This is a genomic window from Fulvimonas soli (genome assembly GCF_003148905.1).
Classification (GTDB): domain Bacteria; phylum Pseudomonadota; class Gammaproteobacteria; order Xanthomonadales; family Rhodanobacteraceae; genus Fulvimonas; species Fulvimonas soli.
The window spans coordinates 110,367-129,444 of record NZ_QGHC01000004.1; the positions used below are offsets into that span (position 1 = coordinate 110,367).

Annotated in this window: 18 protein-coding genes; 9 read left to right on the forward strand and 9 right to left on the reverse strand. The window is 70.8% G+C overall.

Annotated elements, in window-relative coordinates; all coding sequences use genetic code 11:
- Positions 1 to 7: 7 nt before the first annotated feature.
- Positions 8 to 235, reverse strand: a complete 228-nt coding sequence (locus C7456_RS17725) for a DUF3653 domain-containing protein (protein ID WP_109723083.1) — start codon at positions 233 to 235, stop codon at positions 8 to 10.
- A gap of 64 nt (positions 236 to 299) precedes the next feature.
- Between C7456_RS17725 and C7456_RS06155 the strand changes: the two genes are divergently transcribed.
- The 9 genes from C7456_RS06155 (at position 300) to C7456_RS06195 (ending at position 10,046) form a co-directional block, all read left to right on the forward strand.
- Complete coding sequence (locus C7456_RS06155; protein ID WP_109722871.1) at positions 300 to 953, forward strand: DUF3653 domain-containing protein; 654 nt, start codon at positions 300 to 302, stop codon at positions 951 to 953.
- A 1-nt stretch (position 954) separates the two neighbouring features.
- The gene (locus C7456_RS06160) at positions 955 to 1,866 is read left to right on the forward strand and encodes a rolling circle replication-associated protein (protein WP_109722872.1); all 912 of its coding nucleotides are present in this window, start codon (positions 955 to 957) and stop codon (positions 1,864 to 1,866) included.
- On the forward strand, positions 1,863 to 2,078 hold the full coding sequence (locus tag C7456_RS06165) for a hypothetical protein (RefSeq protein ID WP_109722873.1): 216 nt from the start codon (positions 1,863 to 1,865) through the stop codon (positions 2,076 to 2,078). Before C7456_RS06160 ends, C7456_RS06165 begins: the two co-directional genes overlap by 4 nt.
- Before the next feature lie 94 nt (positions 2,079 to 2,172).
- Positions 2,173 to 3,909: an RCC1 domain-containing protein gene (locus C7456_RS06170; RefSeq protein ID WP_170120188.1), complete on the forward strand. Its 1,737-nt coding sequence runs from the start codon at positions 2,173 to 2,175 to the stop codon at positions 3,907 to 3,909.
- A 193-nt stretch (positions 3,910 to 4,102) separates the two neighbouring features.
- A complete protein-coding gene (locus C7456_RS06175) occupies positions 4,103 to 4,549 on the forward strand; it encodes a hypothetical protein (RefSeq protein ID WP_139942808.1) in 447 nt (148 codons plus the stop codon).
- Between the two features lie 576 nt (positions 4,550 to 5,125).
- Positions 5,126 to 6,343: a preprotein translocase subunit SecA gene (locus tag C7456_RS06180; protein WP_109722876.1), complete on the forward strand. Its 1,218-nt coding sequence runs from the start codon at positions 5,126 to 5,128 to the stop codon at positions 6,341 to 6,343.
- Between the two features lie 178 nt (positions 6,344 to 6,521).
- Positions 6,522 to 7,517, forward strand: a complete 996-nt coding sequence (locus C7456_RS06185) for a zinc-dependent alcohol dehydrogenase family protein (RefSeq protein ID WP_109722877.1) — start codon at positions 6,522 to 6,524, stop codon at positions 7,515 to 7,517.
- Between the two features lie 85 nt (positions 7,518 to 7,602).
- On the forward strand, positions 7,603 to 9,141 hold the full coding sequence (locus tag C7456_RS06190) for a thymidine phosphorylase family protein (protein ID WP_109722878.1): 1,539 nt from the start codon (positions 7,603 to 7,605) through the stop codon (positions 9,139 to 9,141).
- The gene (locus tag C7456_RS06195; protein WP_109722879.1) at positions 9,138 to 10,046 is read left to right on the forward strand and encodes a ribose-phosphate diphosphokinase; all 909 of its coding nucleotides are present in this window, start codon (positions 9,138 to 9,140) and stop codon (positions 10,044 to 10,046) included. Before C7456_RS06190 ends, C7456_RS06195 begins: the two co-directional genes overlap by 4 nt.
- Positions 10,047 to 10,324: 278 nt before the next feature.
- On the opposite strand, the gene zipA is transcribed toward C7456_RS06195, so the two are convergent.
- From zipA to prfB, 8 genes are all read right to left on the reverse strand, one after another.
- The gene (gene zipA / locus C7456_RS06200) at positions 10,325 to 11,308 is read right to left on the reverse strand and encodes a cell division protein ZipA (RefSeq protein ID WP_109722880.1); all 984 of its coding nucleotides are present in this window, start codon (positions 11,306 to 11,308) and stop codon (positions 10,325 to 10,327) included.
- Between the two features lie 10 nt (positions 11,309 to 11,318).
- On the reverse strand, positions 11,319 to 14,828 hold the full coding sequence (gene smc, locus C7456_RS06205) for a chromosome segregation protein SMC (RefSeq protein WP_109722881.1): 3,510 nt from the start codon (positions 14,826 to 14,828) through the stop codon (positions 11,319 to 11,321).
- A gap of 101 nt (positions 14,829 to 14,929) precedes the next feature.
- Complete coding sequence (locus C7456_RS06210; protein ID WP_109722882.1) at positions 14,930 to 15,220, reverse strand: BolA family protein; 291 nt, start codon at positions 15,218 to 15,220, stop codon at positions 14,930 to 14,932.
- Complete coding sequence (locus C7456_RS06215) at positions 15,217 to 15,516, reverse strand: YciI family protein (RefSeq protein WP_109722883.1); 300 nt, start codon at positions 15,514 to 15,516, stop codon at positions 15,217 to 15,219. The genes C7456_RS06210 and C7456_RS06215 overlap by 4 nt, the downstream gene beginning before the upstream one ends.
- Positions 15,517 to 15,615: 99 nt before the next feature.
- Positions 15,616 to 17,142, reverse strand: coding sequence for a lysine--tRNA ligase (gene lysS / locus C7456_RS06220; RefSeq protein ID WP_109722884.1), 1,527 nt, complete (start codon positions 17,140 to 17,142; stop codon positions 15,616 to 15,618).
- A gap of 3 nt (positions 17,143 to 17,145) precedes the next feature.
- Positions 17,146 to 17,583: a type II toxin-antitoxin system VapC family toxin gene (locus C7456_RS06225; protein WP_170120189.1), complete on the reverse strand. Its 438-nt coding sequence runs from the start codon at positions 17,581 to 17,583 to the stop codon at positions 17,146 to 17,148.
- Positions 17,580 to 17,822: a hypothetical protein gene (locus C7456_RS06230; protein ID WP_109722886.1), complete on the reverse strand. Its 243-nt coding sequence runs from the start codon at positions 17,820 to 17,822 to the stop codon at positions 17,580 to 17,582. The genes C7456_RS06225 and C7456_RS06230 overlap by 4 nt, the downstream gene beginning before the upstream one ends.
- Before the next feature lie 59 nt (positions 17,823 to 17,881).
- A protein-coding gene (gene prfB / locus C7456_RS06235) for a peptide chain release factor 2 (RefSeq protein ID WP_109722887.1) occupies positions 17,882 to 19,007 on the reverse strand; the annotation gives its coding sequence in 2 pieces (ribosomal slippage) (positions 17,882 to 18,931 and positions 18,933 to 19,007; 1,125 coding nt in all).
- Between the last annotated feature and the right edge of the window lie 71 nt (positions 19,008 to 19,078).

Genomic DNA, 19,078 nt, shown 5'->3' on the forward strand with positions numbered 1-19,078 from the left:
ATTGGCGCTACCAGAAGCGGGCCTGTTCGCAGATGATGGGCCATTTGGCTAGCCGGTCGGGCTGGAAGCGGTAACCGTTGAGGCTGACCAGATCGCCTGAAGGTTCAAGCGTCCAGCCTTGCCATGCCGGATGAAGCGCGCCCAGATCACCGAGTCGGCCAGGAATGGCGGAGTGTGCGGAACTCCTCGGGCGAGATGAGCCAGGGCTTGGGCGGGCGACGTTTGTTGGCCATATTTAATTTTACATAATATACATTATGCGCACTCAAGGGCGGACCCCACGGGCTCGCCCCAAGCGCGTGTGGCGGCTCTCGCCGGACGGCTTCCGCGCCCTCCGGCACAGTTGCTTTCTGAGCCGCGAGGCCTGCGCCAAGTACCTGGGTGTGAGCCTGCGAACCGTCCGCTACTGGGACGCCGGCCGCTGCCGCGTGCCCTGGGCCGTGGTCCGGCTGCTGCGCTTCGTGCGCCTCGGTGACCTGGGCGCGCTCGATGACGCGTGGGACGGCTGGACCCTCAACCGCAACGGCCTGTGGGCGCCGGACGGCAAGCGCTACCACCAAGGCACCATGCGCCGCTGGTGGATCACCAGCGAGCAGGCCCGGTGGTGGCGCGAGGACTACGACCGCCGCACCCTCGGGGGTGTGGGGGCGCCAGCCCCCGCGCTGACGCTCCAACCCGAAGCCGGTGAGGCCGCAGAGGAAGCCGCAGCCGCGCTGGCGCATCCGATCGGAGCCGCTTCCACGCTGACCGCTCTTGCTGGCCTGCCTCGGATCGCGGAGCGAACGAGCCAGGCCAGCATGGCGGTCAGTCGGTACCGGCGTGCCGTACGGGCACAGAGCGCGGCTGCGGCGCGCAGCGCCGCGGGGCTTGTCGGCTCTTCCAAACAAGTGGAACGCCGCTCCCCACAAACCCGTTTCCAGCAACGGTTCCCGGGGGTGCGTCGTGCAGGCTGACATGGTCGTCATCGACCCACGAAAGGCCCGCTGCCAGCGGCTACGCCGCACCGTGACCGAAGCGGCCAAGCTCCATGAGCGCGAGGCCCGCTGGGCCTCGGAACGGCTGGGACGGTCGGCCTACCGCAAGACCTTCATCACCCTCACCTACCGCCCCGGCCAGACGTGGGAGCCGTGCCACGTGTCGCGCTTCGTGCGCCTGATGCGCCAGTGGTTCAAGCGCCGCGACTACCCGTGCCGCTTCGCATGGGTCGGGGAGCTGCAGAAACGCGGCGCGCTGCACTACCACGTGCTGGTCTGGGTGCCGCGCAGGCTCCGCCTGCCCCGCCCCGACCAATGCGGCTGGTGGCCCTACGGCATGAGCAACATCGAAACCGCCCGCAACCCGGTTGGCTACATGGTCAAGTACGCCACCAAGACCCGCCCCGAGGACATCAAGCGCCTGCCCAAGGGCGTGCGCCTGCACGGCAACGGCGGCCACGATCCCGCCCGGCGCGTGGAGCTGCGCGAGCGGCTCTGGCCGATGTGGGTCCGCCAGGAGTGGGACCAGCGCCAAGGTGAGGCATGGTGCACTGACCTGGAGGCCGAAGAGGCGTGGAAGGCGCGTCGGATCGAGGTCCGCACGCCGCAGCCGGACGGCACTGTGCGCATCCGCTACGTCGATCCGGCCCGTCCGCCCGAGGATAGCGCCGCGTGGTGGGAGCTGCGCATCGCCGAAGAAGAACGCCGCCTCGCTGAAGAGGAACAGTGGTGCGCGTACGCTCGCCGCTACGAGCAGCGGGGCTTCCCGACGCTGCAACGGGTGGCCGGCGGCTTCGTCCACCTGATCACCGGCGAGCTACTCCCCACGCCTTGGCGCATCGACGTGTCTCACGGCGTAGTCCGGGCCTACCGCAAGGAAACCATGCAATGAGCCAGATCGTGAGCGTCGGCACCAGCAACGACGACAACACCCTTGCGCCCTACGGGCTGACCGAGACGCAGATCGCCATGGCCGCGCTCGACGGCATCCACTACGCGGCCGACAAGGCCGGAAGCAACCGCGCTGTGTTCGTGCACGAGCTGGTCGGGGAGTTTGAACTGGCCTTGTATGAGGCTATGGGCATCGACCCGCCCGAGGACTGATCCGAACGCAGAAAAAGCGAGGCCCCCGCCAGCCGGCAAGCATGAACGGGGGCCTCAACCACAACCGGGGCCGAAGCCCCAAAGGAATGTTCTCATGAAAACCGACCACGCGGCGCAATGCTGCTTCTTCACTGCTGAGGATGCCTGCCGGATCGCGTTGCAGGCCTATTACGCCGCCTTGAAGTGCATCGAGCCACCGCCGGGCGAGCCGTGGATGATTGACGGTGACCCGTGGGCCGGTCCTGCGGACCTCGCGGATGCCTTCCACGGCCAGATCGAAGCGCGCTTATCTCTTCTGGCCTTGGACCGGCTCGGCGACTTCCTGCTGCCGGTGAGCCAGTGGGACGTTGTAAACGTTGCTGCGGAAATCGCCCCGGAGAAAATGGCTCCGATAATCGCCGACCGTGCTCGAGCAAATGCCGAGATCGACGCCGAGTTTTTAGGCCTTGGATTGAACCGACTGCCACCCTCCGATAATGTCGTGCATAATCAGACGGAACGGGGGGGAAGAAAATGCGATCTGAGCCGGCCAGAGATATCCATGAACCGCCGATCCGTCGTCATCCTGCTGCTGGCGCTGCTGGGGCTCTGGGGCGTTCGGCATGCGCTCGACCACAGAAGATCCACGGCCATGCCGGGGGCATCCGTGCCCGATCCAGGCTTCTGCCCGCGCTTCGGGGCCAATCCACCACAACGCTTGCCAGTGTTGCGCGACATCGTATCGATCTCCTTCGTGAGCAGCCGCCTTGTCGCGGTCGATCGCCAGGGCAACGTCTGGACGTATTTCCGCGGCGAATCCAACTGCGACGACCCGGCGCCGGTCAAGGTGCTCGCCGCCGATACGGCGAGGAAACTGTATCCGACCGCGGGACTGCCTCGCGCGGTGCAACGGTCCTCGGTACTGATGGACGGCCAGGCCATCATCTCGCTCGGCCTGGAGTTCCCGGACCGCTGCGATGCCGTAAACAGCAAATGTCTCCCATCAGACACCGTGGGGTTCGGCGGAATCGTCGCCCTGGCTGCCGGCGACCGCCACATGCTCGTCGCGCGCGATGATGGCAGTCTGTGGTCGTCGGGCATGAACGATTGCGGACAGCTTGGCCGTGAGGACGACTCCGCTTACGCCGACCATTTCAGACAAGTACCCGGCATGAGCAACATCGTCGCCGTGGCGGCAGGCATGCGCAGCAGCATGGCGCTCGATACCGGGGGCGTGGTCTTCACCTGGGGAAACCTCTCCAATCCGTTGTTCAGTTCCCCGACGTCTCCGCCGGTGGCAGGCAATCCGTATTGCCCTTACCAGGACATAGAGTGGGCAGGCCATCGTCTTTCCGGCGCGCGCGACGATTATCCGCGCGAGGTCGCCAGCCTCCCGCGCATCCGGCAAATCGCCACCTATTACGCCAGCGACCTGGCCCTGGATTCGAAAGGACAGGTATGGGGCTGGGGTTTCAACACCTGCGGCCAGCTTGGCGTGAATCCAGGCCAGGGCCCAGATCGCATTGAATACTACATCGAACATCCGCGGCGGATAGAGGGATTGCCTCCCATCCAGGCCATCGCATCGGGCAAGCGCCATTCGCTCGCGCTGGACGGCGACGGCCGGGTCTGGGCCTGGGGAGAAAATGCCGACAGCGAACTGGGACCACGGCTCGATTTGAGTGGCAGCCCCGCCTGCGACAATGAATACGGCCGAGGCGATCGCGCCGGCTTCTCCGCCGCGCCGCGCATAGTGCCGGGCATCGGCAAGGCGGTGGCGATCGCCGCCGGTTACAACAGCAGCGCGGCCATCGACGAAAACGGCGATGTGTGGGTATGGGGACGCCACTGATGTGGGGAAGGCGGAATGGCAGACACCGGCGACGAAACAACGGGACGCGGAAGAGGCCAATGCCATGACGCCTTTACGCAGCTGGTCTTCGTGGGCACTCGTACTCGTGGCCGCCTTCACGCCCGTGGCGTTCGCGCAATCGTAATTCGGCAGTCCGGTGGAGGGAACCCTGTGCCGTGCCGATGAAAGCGTCATGTTCGCGTGCAACGCGGGGGAAAAGCGGATAGCCGTTTGTGCGGCTTCTTCCGGAGGCTCGGCTTTTGGAGCCTTGCGCTATCGCTTCGGCGACAGCCATGGCCTGGAACTGGAATTTCCTGCGCGTCCCATGCGTCCACAGACGTACGCCAGCGGCAATCACCTCCGCGACGGCATGCGGGGAACGCTGGTCTACCTGCGCATGACCAACCGCGACACCAGCTACACCGTTTTTTCGGAGGCTATCAATCCTGCGTACCAGGGGGATGGCGCGAGCGAACGCAGTGGCGTGATGGTCGAAAGAAACGGCAAGGTCCTGGGTAGGCACATGTGCGACGCGCAGGGGCGCACCTACGCAGGCATGTTGCTGGATCCGAAGTTCCTAGGCGTGGCGGTGCCGCTGGACTCGCATGTACCGGCTGGCTTCGCCGGCTACCGGCCCTGATCCCCTCGACGGCGACCGGCCGCGTGCAGGATTGGAAGTGTATTGCTGGCGCGCTGGTCCTCGGAGGTAGTGTTCGACGCTGGGGCGCAATACTGTCGCGCAGTTGGGATCACTTTACGATTTCATGCCGTCGGATTTGCCGGCCGATGAAGGCATGGCTGCGTGCGCAGTATTCGATTTCGCGGATAGCCCGGGCACTGAATGAAAGTAGCCGGCGGTCACCACAGTCTTAGCTTGAATGCGGGCGGCAGCAGCCAATGTCGGTGGCGCATAGTGGAATACCTTGCCCGACGGCCTCGCGCTGGTGCGGGACGACCTTCTGGAACACAAGGAGGGACTGACCGACTCTGGCCGAGCCTGGCCCAGGCCAATCCGCTCGCGCCCGTCCTGCCCGGACGCGAGTGGTGGCGAAAGCGGAGCCACATAGCGATCAGGGGATGGAGCCGTTGTTTCGTGCACGACCATCGCCGCGGGCAGCCGGTATCGACCGGCAGCCGGATATCGGCCTTCGCGGCCATCCGGTTGCGGATGGCCACGGCAATGTAGAGTTCTTCCGCCTGTTCCTCGGTCGACACCGTGTCCGCATCCCTGCCCTTGAACGGGGCCCACAGCCCAGGTGCCAGGCGTTCGAAGGACGACCTCGACCCGGCCATCTACACCCGGGCCATCGCGCTCGCGGGTTCGCTGCGGGCGGGCGTCGATTTCATGCTGGGCGAGCAGCGCGACGTCTGGCTGACGATGGAAGGCAAGCAGACGGTCCGCCAGGCCGGCGCCGGCTACGGCGGGCTGTGGCTGTCGCCGCTCTGGCGCGAGGAGTTCGTCCAGAAGGCGCTGTCCGCGATCCACTGCTTCCAGCGCGACCAGCACTACATCCTGGCGGACGGCAAGGTGCAGATCGTGGATGAGTCGACCGGCCGCGTGATGCCCGACCGCACCTGGGAGCGCGGCCTGCACCAGATGATCGAGTCGAAGGAAGGCTGCCAGATCACCGGCCAGCGGCGCACGCTGGCGCAGATCACCTACCAGCGGTTCTTCGGCCGCTACCTGCTGCCGTGCGGCATGACCGGCACCGCACAGGAGGTCGCCGCCGAAATGGGGCGGACCTACGGGCTCGCCGTGACGCGGATTCCCCCGCACCGCCCGAGCCGGCGCACCCGGCTGCCCGACCGGGTGTGCGCCGATTCGTCCCTGCGCTGGCGCGAGGTGGCGCGCCGCGCGCGCGAGGTGGCTGCCGGCGGCCGGCCGGTCCTGGTCGGCACCCGGTCGGTGGAGGCGTCCGAGCGGCTCGGCGCGCTGCTGCGCGAGGAAGGCGTCGAGCACACCGTGCTCAATGCCCGGCAGGACAAGGCCGAGGCCGAGGCCGTCGCGCTCGCCGGGTTGCCGGGACGGATCACCGTGGCCACCAACATGGCCGGGCGCGGCACCGACATCAAGCTGGACCCGCGCGCGGAGCAGGCCGGCGGCCTGCACGTCATCCTGACCGAATTCCACGAGTCGGCGCGCGTCGACCGCCAGTTGTTCGGCCGCTGCGCCCGCCAGGGCGATCCCGGCACCACCGAGGCCATCGTCAGCGTGGACGACGAGTTGTTCCGCCGCTTCGCACCGGCGGCGAGCCGGGTGCTGATGAAGCGCCTGGTATCCGGCATGCGCACCAGCCGCCGTTGGCTGCGGGCCTGGGTGACCCTGGTCCAGCAACGCGCCGAGCGGCATTACCGCGCCCAGCGCGCCGCGACGCAACGCCAGGACTCCGAGTGGGTGAGAGCGCTGGGCTTCGTCGGCAAGACACGCAAATGAAGCGCCGGGCCACGTGCGGCGCAGCCTGTGCAAGGACCGGGACACCGCCACCCGATTCCCGCTGTCCGCGCCGATGTGGTTAGATCGTCATCGCGCTGAGCTTGCGGCCTGAGCTTGCGGCGACGGAAAAGACGCCATCCGCCGGCACGGCGAATGGCGATACGCGGAACCACGAATCATGCGCGCGATGGTGCTGAAGGCAGCGGGTTCGCCGCTGCGACCTGAGGATCGACCGGACCCCGCGCCCGGCCCCGGCGAGGTCCGCGTCCGCGTCGAGGCCTGCGGCGTCTGCCGCACCGACCTGCACCTGCTCGACGGCGAGCTGCCGCAGGCGCGCCTGCCCGTCGTGCCCGGGCACGAGGTGGTCGGCGTGGTCGATGCGCTGGGCGAGGGGGTGGGCTCCCCTGCCCTCGGCGAGCGCGTCGGCATTCCCTGGCTGGGCGGCGCCTGCGGCATCTGCGACTACTGCCGCCACGACCGCGAGAACCTGTGCGATGCGCCGACCTTCACCGGCTGCACGCGCGACGGCGGCTATGCCACCCACGCGATCGCCAACGCGGCGTTCTGCCTGCCGCTGCCGCGCGAGGACTATCCCGACGCCGCCGCGGCCGCGCCGCTGCTGTGCGCGGGGCTGATCGGCGGCCGCGCGCTGCGCCTGGCCGGCGAAGGCGCGAACGTGGGGTTGTACGGCTTCGGCGCGGCGGCGCACATCCTGGCCCAGGTCGCCCTCCACCAGGGGCGCCGCGTGTTCGCCTTCACGCGCGCCGGCGACCGCGCGACGCAGGAGTTCGCGCGCTCGCTGGGCGCCGCCTGGGCCGGCGACGCCGACACGTTGCCGCCGCAGCCGCTCGACGCGGCGATCATCTTCGCCCCGGCCGGCGAGCTGGTGCCGCTGGCGCTGCGCGCGGTGCGCAAGGGCGGCAGCGTGGTGTGCGGCGGCATCCACATGTCCGACATTCCGCGTTTTCCCTACCGCCTGCTGTGGGAGGAACGCCGCCTGCTGTCGGTGGCCAACCTCACCCGCGCGGACGGCCATGCCTTCCTCGCCGCGGCGGCCCGCGCGCGCGTCGTCACGCACGTGCGGCGCTATCCGCTCGAGGCGGCCGACCAGGCGCTCGGCGACCTGCGCGCCGGACGCCTGCAAGGCGCGGCCGTGCTGGTGCCGGGGGCGTGATGGTGCATGATGGGTGCCGGCCGGGCGCGGCCGTCGCCGCGTGGCCCCGGCTCCCTGCCCGCCCGCACCACGCACGGAGGACGGCATGTCCAAGAGCAACCCGGCACCGGAGGTCCCGCGCCCGGCACTGGAAGGCCGCCGCCTGCGCCGCCTGGGCATCGACACCGGCGACGAGCGCGTGGCGTACCTGCGCAGCGATTCGCCGATCTGCCGCGGGGAGGGCTTCAACGCGCGCAGCCGCGTGGAGCTGCGCATGGGCGAGCGGCGGCTGACGGCGATGCTCGACGTGGTGCACGGCGAGCTGCTGGCCGCGGACGAGGCCGGCCTGTCCGAGTCGGCCTGGGCGGCGCTGCAGCCGGAGCCCGACCAGCGCGTCACCTTCGCGCACGCGCCCAGCGTGGACTCGCTGGCGCTGGTGCGGCGGAAGATCTACGGCCACGCGCTCGACGCCGCCCAGTTCGCCGCCGTGGTGGACGACATCGCCGCGCGCCGCTACTCGGGCGAGGAGCTGGCCGCGTTCATCGCCGCCTGCTCGGACGGCCGCCTCAGCGACGAGGAAGTCGCCGCGCTCACCGGCGCCATGGTGGACGGCGGGCAGCGCCTGCACTGGGACCGGCCGCCGGTGGTGGACAAGCACTGCATCGGCGGCCTGCCGGGCAACCGCACCACGCCCATCGTGGTGGCCATCGTCACCGCGCTCGGGCTGGTGATGCCCAAGACCTCCTCGCGCGCGATCACCTCGCCCGCCGGCACCGCCGACACCATGGAGATGCTCGCCCCGGTGGCGCTCGACCTGGCGCAGATGCGCCGCGCGGTGGAGCGCACCGGCGGCTGCATCGTCTGGGGCGGCAGCATCAACCTCAGCCCGGCCGACGACGTGCTGATCCGCATCGAGCGCGCGCTGGACATCGACAGCGAGGGCCAGCTGGTGGCCTCCGTGCTGTCCAAGAAGATCGCCGCCGGCTCGACCCACGTGCTGATCGACATTCCCGTGGGGCCTTCCGCCAAGGTGCGCGACGCGCGGCAGGCCGCCTCGCTCTCGCGGCTGATGCAGCGGACCGCCGCCGGCTTCGGCATGCAGTTGCAGACGCTGGTGACGGACGGCAGCCAGCCGGTCGGGCGCGGCATCGGCCCGGCGCTGGAGGCGCACGACGTGCTGGCGGTGCTGCGGCGGCAGGCGGACGCGCCCGCCGACCTGCGCGCTCGCGCGCTCGCGCTGGCCGCGGCGCTGCTCCGCCTGGGCGGCCTGGCGGAGGGCGAGGACGCCGCGCAGGCGCTGGCGCGGCGGACCCTGGAGAGCGGCAAGGCATGGACGCAGTTCCAGGCGATCTGCGAGGCGCAGGGCGGCCTGCGCGAGCCCGGCCAGGCCGCGCACCGCTACCCGATCGCGGCGGCGGCGTCCGGGCGCGTGGCCTGCATCGACAATCGGCAGCTGTCGCGCGTGGCCAAGCTGGCCGGGGCGCCCCTGGCCCCGCTGGCCGGGTTGACGCTCGAGGCCCGGCTGGGCGACGCGGTGGCGGCCGGGCAGCCGCTGTTCACCGTGCACGCGCAGAGCCGGGGCGAGCTGGCCTACGCGCTGGAATACGTGTCGCGCCATCCGCGCATCGTCGAGGTGGCACCGTGACGCGCGCCGTGTATGCCCTGCCCGGCAACGAGGCCCTGGCCGACGACCTGGCGCGGCGCGGCGGCTGGCCGCGCGCCGCGCTCGACGTGCACCGCTTTCCCGACGGCGAGAGCCTGGTCACCGTGGCCGCGCCGCCGGCGGGCGGCGAGGCGGTGCTGGCCTGCACGCTCGACCGGCCCGACCCGAAGCTGGTGCCGCTGCTGATGGCCGCGGCCACGCTGCGCGAGCTGGGCGCCGCGCGGGTCGGGCTGGTCGCGCCCTATCTCGGCTACATGCGGCAGGACGCGCGCTTCCACCCCGGCGAGGCGGTGTCCTCGCGCATCTTCGGCCGGCTGCTGGACCAGGCGTTCGACTGGCTGCTCACGGTCGATCCCCACCTGCACCGCCACCGCACGCTGGCCGAGGCCGGCCTGCCGCGCGGCCGGCTGATCCATGCGGCGCCCGCGCTGGCGGCCTGGGTCCGCGCCAACGTGGCGCGGCCGCTGGTCGTCGGCCCGGACGGCGAGAGCGAGCAATGGGCGCGCGAGGTCGCGGCGCTGGTCGATGCGCCGGTCGCCATCGCCGGCAAGGAGCGCCGCGGCGACCGCGACGTGCGGGTGACGCTGCCGGCCGGCAGCGACTGGGACGGCCGCACCCCGGTCCTGCTGGACGACATCGTTTCCAGCGGCCACACCATGGCGGAAACCGTGCGCGTGCTGCGCGCCCGCGGACTGCCGCCGCCGGTCTGCGTCGCGGTGCACGGCGTGTTCGCCGAAGGCGCGCGCGAGCTGCTGCGCGCGGCCGGCGCCGCGCGGATCGTCACCACCGACAGCATCCCGCAGGAGAACGCGCTGATCGGGCTCGGCGCCGCCCTGGCCGAGGCGTTGGCGGCCATCGGAACGGAAGCGGGAGCACCGGCAGGGTAGCGGCGAAGGCCGGCGAAAGGCGCTTGCCGGGATCGATGCGGAAGCGGCGGCTTCCGAAAGGCGAGAGTCCATCCGTCGCATCCGGCAGGCGCGGACGGCGACAGCGACAGGGCGCTCAAGTCCCGAGTCGAAGCCGGCGAGCACGCGCTCCAGGGGGCGCATCGCCGCCGTGCCCGCCGGAGCGCGGCCAGCCGCCGCCGATGGCCTGGGAACCGCACCGAGAACTCCGACCCGCGCAGATGCCGGCCTACCGGCCCGCCGGGGCCGCCCGGAGAAGCTCAGCGCCCGAAGGTGATCTCCGGCCCCTCGTGGTTGCGGTCCCAGCCGCGCAGCTCGTCGCGGATGTGGGCGATGCGCTGGCGGCCGAGCGCGTTGCGCTCGTCGTCCAGCACCAGGCCGTCGAGCAGCTCGGCCATGCGCTGCGCGGTGGGCAGCATGGCGTCCCAGGCGTCCAGCGCCGGCAGCGGCGCCGGCAGGGTCATGAAGAAGCTCAGGCCCGGCGTGCTGAGGCTGTCCAGCCGGCTGAGGTCGAAGTTGCCGGGCTTGAGCATGTTGGCCACGCTGAACAGCGGGCCCTGCTCGCGCTTGCCATCGACCAGGCGGTGGAAGATGCCCATGTCGCCGAATTCCAGGCCGGCCTTTTCCGCCGCCACCACCAGGTCGGCGCCGCCGAAGCGCTGGCCCTCGCGCGCCACCACGAACAGCGTGACGATGCGCTCCACCGGCAGCTGCGCCGGCCGGCGGCCGATGTCGGAACGCGGCGGCGTCTTCGGCGCCGCTGCCGGCGCGGCCGCGGGCGCAGCTGCCGCGGGCGCGGGAGCCGGCGCGCCGGCGGGCGCTTCCGGCTGCTGCGGCGAGCGCAGCGCGTCGACGATCGACGCGGCGTGGCTGCCGGGACGGAGCACCGGGGACGGCGCCGCGCCCGAGGCGCGCTCGCCGGCCAGCGTGGCGCCGAGCTTCTCCAGTTCCTCGCGCAGCCCCATGTCGAGCTCGCCCTGCTGCGGCGCCGGCTCGTCCGCCGGCGCGCGGCTGTGGCGGTCGAGCGTCTCGAAGAACGGATCGTCGGCCAGGCTGCCGCCGCCGAGCGTGGGCTCGCGCCGCGGCTCGCCGGCGCCGGCCTCGGCGGGCGCGCGCCGTCTGCCCTGCTCCTTCTTCGGCTGGCCGAAGATCCAGATCAGCACCAGCACGATGGCGCCGACGACGAGCAGCGGGATGCCCACCGCGGGGTTCCAGGCGAAGGCGATTGCGGGTTGCAGCGTCATGCGGGGTTCCTCAGGCGGCGCCGGCCAGCTTGGCCGCTTCGGCGAGATCGACCTGCACCAGGCGCGACACGCCCGGTTCGCGCATGGTAACGCCGCAGAGCTGGCTGGCGGCCTCCATCGTGGCCTTGTTGTGGCTGACGAAGACGAACTGCACCTTCTCGCTCATCTCCTTCACCATGTTGGAGAAGCGGCCCACGTTGGCCTCGTCCAGCGGCGCGTCCACCTCGTCGAGCAGGCAGAACGGCGCGGGGTTGAGCTGGAAGATCGAGAACACCAGCGCCACCGCGGTGAGCGCCTTCTCGCCGCCGGACAGCAGCGAGATGTTGGACGGCCGCTTGCCAGGCGGGCGCGCCATGATCGACACGCCGGTGCTGAGCAGGTCGTCGCCGGTCAGCTCCAGGTAGGCGTGGCCGCCGCCGAACAGGCGCGGGAACAGCTCCTGGATGCCGGCGTTGACCTTGTCGAAGGTCTCCTTGAAGCGCTGGCGCGTCTCGCGGTCGATCTTCTTGATCGCGTTCTCCAGCGTCTCCATCGCGTTGTTGAGGTCGGCGAGCTGGTTGTCCAGGTAGGTCTTGCGCTCGCTCTGCTCGGCGTGCTCCTGGATCGCGGCGAGGTTGACCGGCTCCAGCCGCGCGATCTTCTGGCCGAGGTCGGCCAGCTGCGCGCGCCATTGCGCCGCGTCGGCGTCCTCGGGCAGCTCGGCCAGCAGCGGCTCCAGCTCCAGGCCGGAGGCGGCGATCGCCTCGGCCAGCTGCGCGGCGCGCAGTTCCAGCGCCTGCGCGGCCAGGCGCTTCTGCGACAGGTTCTCGCGCAGCGCGGTCAGGCCCTGCTCGATCTGCTGGCGCTGCTGTTCCAGCCGGCGGAACTCGACGTCGCAGTCCTCCAGCGCGCGACGCGCCTCGACCAGCTGGCGGTCGACCAGCAGGCGCTGGTCCAGGTAGGTCTGCCGCTCGGCTTCCAGCTCGGCGATGGGGTCGGAGCCGGCGGCGAGCTGCTCGGCGATCTCGGCGCGGCGCGCCTCGATCTGCTTCAGCTGCGCCTCCATGCGCGCCAGCGACTGTTCCAGCGAGGCCAGCGACGAGCGCCTGGATTCCAGCGCCAGCGCCAGCGCGTGCGCCTGCTCGGCCGCCTCGCGCGCGTTCATGCGCGCTTCCTCGCGCGCTTCCAGCAGCGCGCGGCGTTCGTTCTCCAGCTCGCGGCGCCGGTCCTCCAGGTCGCCCATGTGGTGGACGGACTCGTCCAGCCGCGCGCGCGCCTCGCGCGTCTGGCCCTGCAGCTCGTCCACCTGCGCGACCAGCGCGGCCAGCTCGCCGGCGACCTTCTCGGCGCGCGCGCGCGCGGTCTCGACCTTGCCGCGGTGGCCCTGCAGCTGGCCGGCCAGCTCGGACTGGCGGCGGTGCGCGTTGTACAGCTCGCGCTGGGCGTCGTCGCGGGCGCGCTCGGCCTCGAACTTGCGCGTGCACAGCTCGTCGAGCCGCTCGGTGGCTTCCTCGATGCGCGCCTCCAGCGCGGCGACCTGCCCGGTCAGCGCGCGGATCTCGCGCTCGCGTGCCAGCACGCCCACCTGGTTGCCCTGCGCGCGGCGCACGCGCGCCCAGCCCGGGCCCAGCCATTCGCCGCCGCGGGTGACCACCGACTGGTACGGCGCCAGCGCGGACAGCGCGGCGAGGCGCTGGTGCGCCTCCTCCAGCGTCTCGGCGGTGAGCACGTGGCCGAGGTAGGCCACCGCGGCGGCCGGACCGCGCACGTGCGCGGCCAGCGTGCCGGCGGCGTTGGCGCCGCCCTCGGCCGCGTCGATCAGCGCGACGTCGGCGTTCTCCAGCGCGCCGAACTCGCTGGCCAGCGCGTGCGCGCCGTCCACCAGCACGCCGTCGATGAAGCCGGCCAGCACGGTCTCCACCGCGGTCTCCCAGCCGGCCTCGACCTGCAGCGCCTCGCCCAGGCGGCGCGCCTTGTCCAGCCCCAGCCGCGCCAGCCAGCCGCTGGCGGCGCTCTCCTCCTGGCCCAGCGCGGCGTGCTGCAGCGCCTCCAGCGAGGACAGGCGGCCGCGCGCGGACTGCAGCTGCTGGCGCGCCTCGTTGAGCGCGGACTGCACCTGGCGCTCCTCGTCCAGCACCTTCTCGTGGGCGAGCTTGTGCTGGTCGAGCAGGCCGCCCAGCGACTCCACCCGCTCGCGCTGCGTGTCGTGCTCCAGCGCGAGCTGCTCGGCGGCGGCATCCAGCGCGGCCACGTCGGTGGCCTTCTGCTCGGCTTCCAGCGCCTCGCGGCGCTTGGCCAGATCGATCGCCTGGCGGTCGAGGTAGTCGAGCCTGGTGCGCTCCACCTCGGCGGCGCGGCTGGCCTCGCCGGCGGTGCGCGTGTAGGCGTCCCAGCGCTGCTGCCAGTCGGCCAGCTTGGCCTCGGTGCTGCGCTGCGCCTCGGCGGTCTCGTCCTGCAGCTGGCGCAGGGCCTCCAGCCGGGGCTCGCCCTCGGCCAGCGCCTGGCGCAGCGCCTCCACCTGGGCGCGGTCGCCGGCGATGTGCTCGGCCAGCTCCGCGTGTTCGCGCTCGGCGTCGGCCTGGGCGCGCTGCAGGCGCTCGGCGGTCTCCCGGTTGTAGCGCACCTGCTGCTCGACGCGGGCGATCTCGGCGCCGACCTTGTAGACCTCGGCCTGCACCCCGTTGAGGTGCTCGCTGGCCGCGGCGTGGCGCTCGCGCACGCCCTCCAGCTGGGCCTCGACCTGGCGCTGCTCGGCCAGGCGCTTCTCGATCTCGACCTCGGCGGCGGACAGGCCGGCGCCCTCGCCGTCGTGCTGCTGCTTGAGCGCGCGGTATTCCAGCGCGCGCAGCTCGGCCTCCCCGCGGGTCTGCTCCTCCTTCAGCGCCTTCCAGCGCTCGGCGGCGCGCGCCTGGCGGTTGAGGTGCTCCAGCTGCTTGTCCACCTCGTCGCGCACGTCCTTGACGCGGTCGAGGTTCTCGCGGGTGGCCTTGATGCGGCTCTCGGTCTCCTTGCGGCGCTCCTTGTACTTGGAGATGCCGGCGGCCTCCTCCAGGTGGGTGCGCAGCTCCTCCGGGTGCGCCTCGATGATCTGGCTGATCATGCCCTGCTCGATGATCGAGTAGCTGCGCGCGCCGAGGCCGGTGCCGAGGAACAGGTCGGTGATGTCGCGGCGGCGGCAGCGCGCGCCGTTGAGGAAGTAGGAGGACTGCCCGTCGCGCGTGACCTGGCGCTTCACCGAGATCTCGGCGTACTGGGCGTACTCGCCCTGGATGGTGCCGTCGCCGTTGTCGAAGATCAGCTCGACGGTGGCCTGCCCCACCGGCTTGCGCGCGCTGGAGCCGGAGAAGATCACGTCGGTGAGCGAGTCGCCGCGCAGGCGGCTGGCCGCGCTCTCGCCCATCACCCAGCGGATCGCGTCGATGATGTTGGACTTGCCGCAGCCGTTGGGCCCCACCACGCCCGTCATGTTGGTGGGCAGGTGCAGCGTGGTCGGATCGACGAACGACTTGAATCCGGCGAGTTTGATGGTGGTCAGGCGCATGCGGTCATCGACTTGGGGTGAGCCGCCCGGTTCGCCGGGCGATGGGGCACTGTGCCAAACGCGGGGTGAGGCCGCAACGCGGCACGGCACCGGAAGCCGCTTCAGGAATGTCGTCCAACTGCTTGATCCTGCTGGTCGGGCGTGCGCGCATCGATGGCCAGCGCGTGGATGCCATGGTCCATCAGGCCGGCCAGCGCGGCATACACCAGGCGGTGCCGCCCGAGCGGGAGCGCGCCGGCGAAGGCGGCGCTGACGATCCGCACGCGGTAGTGCCCCTTGCCCTCGTTGGCGTGGCCGGCGTGCCTGTGGCCCTCGTCCAGCACCTCCAGTTCCACCGGCGCCAGCGCCTCGGTGAGGCGCCGGCGGATTTCCTCGACCATCGCCTCGCTCATGGCAGGGTCTTGCGGAACGGCCTGACCTCGACTGCGGCATAGACGCCGGCGGCGGCGAAGGGATCGGCCGCCGCCCAGGCCTCGGCCTCGGCCAGCGAGGGGAACTCGGCGACGATCAGGCTGCCGGTGAAGCCGGCCGGGCCCGGGTCCTCCGACTCGATCGCGGGGAACGGGCCGGCCAGCAGCAGGCGCCCTTCCCGCTGCAGCGCGTGCAGCCGCTCCAGGTGCGCGGGGCGCGCGGCCAGCCGCTTGTCCAGCGAGCCGGGATGATCCTTGGCGACGATCGAGAACCACATGGGACAGACTCCGCGCGGGCAAAACGGCATTTTACCCGACTGCGTCGTCCGCCATGGCGGGCGGCGGCCGGAACGGCGGAGGCCCGCCGCGCGGGCGCGTCAGCTTTCCGGCCGCATGTAGGGGAACAGCAGCACGTCGCGGATCGAGGCCGAGCCGGTGAGCAGCATCACCAGCCGGTCGATGCCGATGCCCAGCCCGCCGGTGGGCGGCAGGCCCACCTCCAGCGCGCGGATGTAGTCGGCGTCGAAGTGCATCGCCTCGTCGTCGCCGGCGTCCTTGGCGTCCACCTGGGCCTGGAAGCGCGCGGCCTGGTCCTCCGGGTCGTTGAGCTCGGAGAAGCCGTTGGCCAGCTCCTTGCCGTTGACGAACAGCTCGAAGCGGTCGGTGATGCCTTTGTCCGCGTCGTTCTCGCGCGCCAGCGGCGAGACTTCCACCGGGTGCTGGGTGATGAAGGTCGGCTGGACCAGCGTGTGCTCCACCGTCTTCTCGAAGATCTCCAGCAGCAGCTTGCCCCAGCCGTAGCCCGGCTTGACCGGGATGCCCAGGCGCGCGGCGTGCGCGGCCATCGCCGCGCGGTCGCGCAGCTCCTCGCGGCGGATCGCGGGGTTGTGCTCCAGCACGGCGTCTTCCATGGTCCAGCGGCGGAAGGGCGGGCCGAGGTCGATCCGCGCGCCCTCCCAGGTCAGCTCGGTGCTGCCGATCACCTGCCGGGCCGTCTCGCGGATCAGGTTCTCGGTGAGGTCCATGACCTCGTTGTAGGTGGCGTAGGCCTGGTACAGCTCGAGCATGGTGAACTCGGGGTTGTGCCGGGTCGACACGCCCTCGTTGCGGAAGTTGCGGTTGATCTCGTACACGCGCTCGAAGCCGCCCACCACCAGGCGCTTGAGGTACAGCTCCGGCGCCACGCGCAGGTAGAGGTCCATGTCCAGCGCATTGTGGTGCGTGACGAACGGCTTGGCCGTGGCGCCGCCGGGGATGACGTGCATCATCGGCGTCTCCACCTCCATGAAGCGGCGCGGCGCGGCCTCCAGCCACTGGCGGATGAAGCCGATGATCCGCGAGCGCAGCGCGAAGGTGCGGCGCGCCTCCTCGGTGACGATCAGGTCCACGTAGCGCTGGCGGTAGCGCTGCTCCACGTCGGCCAGGCCGTGGAACTTGTCCGGCAGCGGACGCAGGCTCTTGGTGAGCAGGCGCAGCGCCTCGACCTTCACCGACAGCTCGCCGGTCTTGGTGCGCATCAGCGTGCCTTCGGCGCCCACGATGTCGCCCACGTCCCAGCCCTTGAACGCCTCGTAGGCCGCCTCGCCCACCGTGCCCTGGTGGACGAACAGCTGGATGCGCCCGGTCATGTCCTGCAGCTGCGCGAAGCTGACCTTGCCCTGCACGCGCTTGAGCAGGATGCGGCCGGCCACCTTCACGCGGCGCGCGGCGGCCTCGATCGCCTCGGCGGTGTGCGCCTCCCTGTCGGCGTACTCGGCCTGCAGGTCGCCGGCGAAGCTGTCGATCGAGAAATCGTTGGGGAACGCGATGCCCTGCCCGCGCAGCGCCTTCAGTTTCTCGCGGCGCTCGGCGATCAGCTTGTTTTCGTCGGATATGGCGGTCTGGGTCGGGTTCGCGTCGTTCATGCTTCAGGCCACAAGCGGGTTGCGCAGGCGCAACTCGGGGAATCGGGAAAAATCCCGGTCAGCGGTCCAGAACTCGGACACGCCATTGTCGATACAGATCGCCGCAATGCGGGCGTCGTGGTACATGGCGGCCCTGATCTTGCCTTGCCGCGCGATGCGTTCGAGCGTCTGCAGATGCTGGGCCGATTCCCCGATCCGGATGAACCCAGGCGAATCGAACCATGCCCGCACCGCAGCCCAGGCGATGTCGATCGGGCTGGGCTCCCGGAACGCGCGGGCATTGGTCACCAGGGCGAGGAATTCATGCACGCACGGCCATGGAACGGTCCAGCTGCGCGCGCCGCCGATCAGTTCGGCCAGCGCATCGCGGGCCGGCGCATGCTCGTCGCGGTAGTCCGGGCGGTGCGCGTAGGCAAGGATGTTGGTGTCGACGGCGATCACCTGCGCCGCGCCTCGTCCTTGAACGCGCGCCAGTCCTTGCCCTCGAACTCGGGGGTGAAGCCGAGCCTGCCCTTGAAGACCACGGGCTCGGCCCGTTTGCGCGCCGGCGCCGCCTCCCTGCTCTTGATGACCAGGCGCAGCCCCTGCTCGACCAGGCTCTTCAGCGTGACCTTGTCGTGCTGGGCGATGTCGCGCATCTGCCGGAACAGTTCGTCGTTGATGTCCAGCGTGGTCTTCATATGGTTACCCTTATCCATGAATATGGGTAGCCATATCGTAACCCCGCCATGCCGGCGGCTCAAGCATCGACGCGCTTGGCGCCGGCATCCAGGCCGGCCTTCAGGCTCGCCTCGACGAACTCGTCCAGGTCGCCGTCGAGCACCTTCTGCGTGTCCGAGCGCTCGACGCCGGTGCGCAGGTCCTTGATGCGGCTCTGGTCGAGCACGTAGTTGCGGATCTGGCTGCCCCAGCCGATGTCGGACTTGCTCGCTTCCAGCGCGTCCTTCTCGGCGTTGCGCTTCTGCAGCTCCAGCTCGTACAGCTTGGCCTTCAGCATCTTCATCGCGCGGTCGCGGTTGGCGTGCTGGCTGCGCTCGGTCTGGCAGGCCACCACCACGCCGGTGGGCACGTGGGTGATGCGCACCGCCGACTCGGTCTTGTTGACGTGCTGGCCGCCGGCGCCGCTGGAGCGGTACACGTCGGTCTTCAGGTCCGCCGGGTTGATCTCGATGTCGATGTCGTCGTCGACTTCCGGCGAGACGAACACCGAGGTGAAGCTGGTGTGGCGGCGGTTGTCCGAGTCGAACGGGCTCTTGCGCACCAGCCGGTGCACGCCGATCTCGGTCTTCAGCCAGCCGTAGGCGTAGTCGCCCTCCACGCGGAAGGTGGCGGACTTGATGCCGGCCACCTCGCCCGCGCTGACTTCCATCAGCTCGGTCTTCCAGCCGCGCGACTCGCACCAGCGCAGGTACATGCGCAGCAGCATCTCGGCCCAGTCCTGCGCCTCGGTGCCGCCGGCGCCGGCCTGGATGTCGACGAAGGCGTTGGCCGAGTCCATCTTGCCGGAGAACATGCGCTGGAACTCCAGCTTGTTCACCTGCGCGTCGAGCCTGGCCACGTCGGCCAGCACGGCGTTCACCGTGGCCTCGTCGCCGTCGGCCGCGGCCAGTTCGAGCAGCTCGCCCGCGTCGGCCAGGCCGGCGGTGATGCCGTCGATGCCGCTGACGATGCTTTCCAGGCGGGCCCGCTCGCGGCCCAGTTCCTGCGCGCGCGGCGGATCGTCCCAGACGTTGGGGCTTTCCAGCTCGCGGCCTACTTCCTCCAGGCGCTCGCGCTTGGCCGGGTAGTCAAAGATACCCCCTAAGCGACTCGATGCGGCCCTTCAGGTCCGCGATCTGCGCGAGGATCGGATTGGTCTCGATCATGGAGATGACACTGTGGGAAAAACGGCCGCCCATGGTAGCAGAGCCGGCGGCCGCCACGGATGCGCGGGACG